Source organism: Microcystis sp. M109S1, from assembly GCF_020247025.1.
Taxonomy (GTDB): Bacteria; Cyanobacteriota; Cyanobacteriia; order Cyanobacteriales; family Microcystaceae; genus Microcystis.
In genome coordinates this window covers 1-4,638 of record NZ_JADBRW010000268.1, presented here as the reverse complement: position 1 = coordinate 4,638, position 4,638 = coordinate 1, and the positions used below count along the sequence as shown (strand labels likewise).

The window sequence follows — 4,638 nt, the reverse complement described above, 5'->3', positions numbered from 1 at the left end:
CATCTTCTTGTTTCCACTGAGTCTTGACTGCTTCTGTATCTATCTTTCAGTTCCTCTGAACTTAGATGTTCGGCTAAGTAAGCTTTCTTGGGCATTTTATCTCCTCGTCTTTACTTGTTTTATTATAACAGGATTTAGTATTATTTATTCTCCCCAGTCCCAATTCTGGTGCAGTTTAAGAAGTAATTTGGATAGTCAACAGCTTGCCCACTTTGCGGGGGTATTACCCTGGTTAATACCCCCTATTTTTGCTCCGGTATAGTGTTAAGCTTCTCCTGTGATTGATAAACCTTCTACCCAAACGTAGGGACAAACACCACTGGGAGTGATAACTGCTTCCGGTTCCAGATAAACAATCGATTTCAGCAGTGTTAAAATATCTCCGGCTACGGTAGCGGAATCGATGCTAACGCGCTCATTTTTGTTAACTAACCAACCATCAAAGGGCAAAGAGAAGGAACCTTGCAGAGAATTAACTCCTGCATGAAGTGCCTGTAAACTATCAATTAAAACCACATTTTCTGCTGTTTCCAAAGAATAGCTCTTTGGTTGATTAGCACTAGCAAAAACGTGATAAAAATGGGGACTAACCGTTACTTTTGACCCAATGTTACCGTTGCCAGTGGGTTCCGTATTCATCCGTTTAGCGGTAATCGTGCTATGGAGAAAATTACTCAAAATCCCCTCTTTAATTAATTCCACACGATGGGTGGGAGTGCCTTCACTATCAAAAGTTTCGGCGGCAACATTAGCCGGATGGAGGGCATCATCGCACAAATTTAAGGCAGTGGCCGCGATTTGTGTTCCTAGGGATTCTGGAGTAGAAAGACTCTGTTTATCAAGGACATTTTGGGCATTAAACAGATTAGAAAATGCTCCCATTAGACTCAAAAAGGCGCGAGGGGCAAAAACCACCAAATATTTACCCGTGATAATCGGTTGATAGTCCAGATGGCTAACAGTTTTGGTAATCGCTTCCTCGATGCAACCATCGATATCTAATTTTTCCAGGCCCGGACTGACCCGAAAAGCACCAGCGCTGCGGGGTTTTTTGCCTTCCTGTTCGGTTTTGGTGTATAAATACACACTGGCATAACTACGCGCTTCCTGACGCATTGCCCCGTCGCTATTGAGATAAAAACGTCTGACCTGCTGTTGTCCCAAACCGTTATAGGGAACACTGGCAATAGCCGGATGGGCCGCTAGTAAAGATTTTTCGGCGGCTAATAACTTATCGATGAGAGTGGATACAGCTGCTTGATTAGACATTTCGCTGGCCACTTCTGTGGTAGGTGCAGTGGCTGCGGGACTAAAATCGGGGACATTTTCCTTAACACCAAAAAAGCTGGCTTCTTGGGCGGTTTTCAGGGCTAATTGCAGTCCCACCGGGTCCACATCGGTGGTCGAGGTGACACCAACTTGATTATCCCGATTCCAGACGCGAACGATAACGCTGGAACGATTGGAAGCTTGTACCTGTTTGGGTTCCCCTTGAAACACATCCACATCGGTTTCATCGACAGAAGAACCATAGATGTCGTATTTAGCAATTCCTAAAGCTTGGGCGCTAGAATTAGCTATTTGGGCGATATCTTCAACTTTTGGCATAGATTTATGGGGGGTTAGGGGTTGGGGGTTGGGGGTTGGGGGTTGGGGTGATGGGGAGAATAAATAAAAGCTGAATCCTGTCTCCTGACGGCTGATAGCTATACTTAGCCTAAATTGGCTAAATTAGGCCAGGTGGTGACAATAAAGACGATAACGGCGGCCGTGGCCAGCATAGCTTTAGCAACGTGACCGATAACTGTACCGACGACGATACCGACACAGACTTTTAGGGATTGTTGCAAACGGGGGGTTAATTCCAAATCGCGACGATAGGCGTATTCTCCCAAAAAAGCCCCCACCACCGGACCGACAAATAAGCCGATAATTGGGCCGCCAATGGGTAAAGCGGGTAAAAGCCCGAATATTCCCGCTAATAAGCCCACTACTAGCCCGATTTGACTCCAATTGCTGGCCCCAACTTTTTGGGCGCCGAGATAACTAGCGAGGAATTCCACCCCCAGACTGAGGAGAAGGATAACAAAGGCCACGGCTAAAGCGACCCCCATCCCCGCGAATTTGGTGACAAAACCCCATACCAGCATGGCGATTAAAATCAAACTCATGCCGGGGACAGCGGGCAGCAGTTCGCCAATTATCCCCACTATCATGATGGCAATGAGGAAATAGTAGAGGATTACTAAAGCCATGATTAACGACCGCCAACGGTAATAGAATCTACTTTTAAATGGGGTTGACCAACGGTGACATAAACGCTACCACTGACGGAACCGCAAAAACCCGCCGCTAGACCTAAATCTTGGGAACACATAGAGATTTTATTCATAATCTCCTTAGCTGAACCGATTAAAGTCGCGCCTTTCAGGGGTTTAGTCAGGTTGCCGTTTTCGATAAGATAAGCTTCCTCGACGGCGAAATTAAATTCACCGGTGGCCCCCACACTACCACCGCCCATTTTTTTGCAATAAATGCCTTTATCAATGGAATTAAAGAGATTATCGAGGGTATATTCCCCGGGAGCGATGTAGGTATTCCGCATCCGACTAGCGGCGGCATAGGTGTAGTTTTGACGGCGACCGCTACCTGTGCGCGGATGACCGGTTTTCATTGAACCAGTGCGATCGGCAATGAAGTTTTTTAGGATACCATTTTCAATTAGGAGAGTACGCTGGGCCGGCATTCCCTCATCGTCCATATCGATAGTACCGAAAGCTTTATCGGATAATCCTTCGTCCCAAGCCGTCAGGTTTTCGTGGGCGATTTTTTCGCCTTTTTTATCGAGAAAGGGTGTGGTTTTTTGCTCGATTTGCGTAGTTTCTAGCAAATGACCACAGGCTTCGTGGAAGATAACACCGCCAAATTCATTGGCCATGACGATGGGATAACTGCCGGATTCTACATAGTCAGCGTAAAGCATTTTACCCGCCGATGCGGCCACTTCTGCCGCCGCTTCCTCGGCATTCCACGTCCGCAGAAAATCGGGATTACTGGTACTACCCAACCGTTTACCAATGCTAGAACGATTGGTCCCATCGGCACAGAGGAGATTATAGCCCACCGATTGGGTGAGGCGAATATCCCGGGCAAAAGTGCCATCACTAGCGGCAACTAAAACTTCTTGCCAATCGCGAAAATAAGCGGCGCGACGAGATTGGACGTGAGAGGCTTTCTGATTGAGTTGAAGGTTAGCAGTTAGCAGAATATCACCCATTTCTCCCAAAGAACTGCAATTATTCAGCCAAATATCTTTATTTTTGACCGTGGCATAATCCCGGAACATTTCCAGATTGATTTCGGGAATATACGCGTTAGGACCGGGTAGGTTTAAACCGAGAATCGATAAACCTTTTTCTAGGGCATTTTTTAAGCCTTGGAAGCTTAAATCGTTGGTACTGACATAACAATCAGCTTTACCGCGAAAAAGGCGGATTCCTGCCCCTGTAGATAGTTTCGGTGAGAGACTGGTGATGGTGTCATCTTCGGCTAAACAACTGATATAGTTGACTCTTTCGAGGAAAAATTCGATAAAAGTCGCCCCGGCAGCCCGTCCCAGTCCCAGAAGAGTGGACAAGGGAGCCGCCCAAGAGCTATCAAAGCGCTCCAGACTAGGATTATATTTCAGGGTGGGGAGTTCTTTGGAGATGAGTAGAGTGGGTGACATAAAGCTGGTTTATCAGTTAATCGGCTGGTTTCTAGTCTAACAGCTATCAGTTTTTTCCGTCTGGGGGTGGGTTAGCGTGGCCCAACCCGGCTAAATTTTTCTCCTTCATATCTCTTAATAAAAACCTTGATTCGATCGCTCATCACCAGCAAGATTAAATAAAGAGCGACTCAGGATAAAAATAATGGCCACAGCGACACAATTCTTAAACATTTCTGACTTGACAAAAGATGATTATTGTGTATTCGGTTTAGCGATTTGTTTTCTCAAACAGGAGGGAGAATTAGAAAAAGTGGCGGTGTTAGAACCGATTCCCTCGGCAGCCCTAGAGGCAATTGTCAAAGGAATTCCCACTTCCTACGAATTTGCCCGCGCCATGAGTTTAGGAGAGGTTTTTCAGGACGATAATCCTCAAATACCTAGTAATTTTCCCGATAATACCCAATTATGCGAGAATTTTGTCGAAAGGGCGATTGCGGCCACTCGCACCTATAAAAATCAACCCCACCTGCAAGGGTTAATCTCCTTGGGCAGCCAAAAAGACGATTTAAACTTTTCCCTAGAGAAAAAACGCATCTTGAATGCTGTTCATGTGGTGCGGACGGAGGATAACGTCAAACAACATTCTCACACCCATAAGGTTTTGTAATCAAGGTTAGTTCGGGTTAGGGAAATTTTGCAGTTTTCCCTGATTCCGAACTCAGATTATCGCAGTTATCTTAAGGGTGAGGTGTGGGGTGTGGGGTGTGGGGTGTGGGGTGTGGGGTGTGGGGTTTTACCCATTTTCAGGGGGTCAATTACCTAATTTTCAGGGAAAAAGTGCCTAAATTTCCCCCCCGAACACTCCAATGGCTGGCACTTTTTGATTTCAAAAAAGCCTAAAAATATTATCCAACAAGGTTTTTAGATTT

4 protein-coding genes are annotated in these 4,638 nt (G+C 45.9%); 1 reads left to right on the top strand and 3 read right to left on the bottom strand.

The window, feature by feature from the left end; all coding sequences use genetic code 11:
* Positions 1-264: 264 nt before the first annotated feature.
* The 3 genes from IM322_RS13410 to IM322_RS13400 form a co-directional block, all read right to left on the bottom strand.
* A complete protein-coding gene (locus IM322_RS13410; protein WP_286827289.1) occupies positions 265-1,608 on the bottom strand; it encodes a TldD/PmbA family protein in 1,344 nt (447 codons plus the stop codon).
* Between the two features lie 104 nt (positions 1,609-1,712).
* Positions 1,713-2,255 carry a DUF456 domain-containing protein gene (locus tag IM322_RS13405; protein ID WP_287078878.1) on the bottom strand — a complete coding sequence of 181 codons (543 nt, stop codon included), beginning with the start codon at positions 2,253-2,255 and terminating at the stop codon, positions 1,713-1,715.
* A 2-nt stretch (positions 2,256-2,257) separates the two neighbouring features.
* Positions 2,258-3,727 (bottom strand): TldD/PmbA family protein, encoded by a 1,470-nt coding sequence (locus IM322_RS13400; protein WP_287078879.1) that lies wholly within the window; start codon positions 3,725-3,727, stop codon positions 2,258-2,260.
* A gap of 184 nt (positions 3,728-3,911) precedes the next feature.
* Between IM322_RS13400 and IM322_RS13395 the strand changes: the two genes are divergently transcribed.
* Positions 3,912-4,376 (top strand): hypothetical protein, encoded by a 465-nt coding sequence (locus IM322_RS13395; protein WP_287675282.1) that lies wholly within the window; start codon positions 3,912-3,914, stop codon positions 4,374-4,376.
* Positions 4,377-4,638 lie beyond the last annotated feature (262 nt).

Bases quoted from the DNA above. Each gene is read 5' to 3' on its own strand.
- IM322_RS13395 (WP_287675282.1), top strand. From the start codon at position 3,912: ATGGCCACAGCGACACAATTCTTAAACATTTCTGACTTGACAAAAGAT.
- IM322_RS13405 (WP_287078878.1), bottom strand. From the start codon at position 2,255: ATGGCTTTAGTAATCCTCTACTATTTCCTCATTGCCATCATGATAGTG.
- IM322_RS13400 (WP_287078879.1), bottom strand. From the start codon at position 3,727: ATGTCACCCACTCTACTCATCTCCAAAGAACTCCCCACCCTGAAATAT.
- IM322_RS13410 (WP_286827289.1), bottom strand. From the start codon at position 1,608: ATGCCAAAAGTTGAAGATATCGCCCAAATAGCTAATTCTAGCGCCCAA.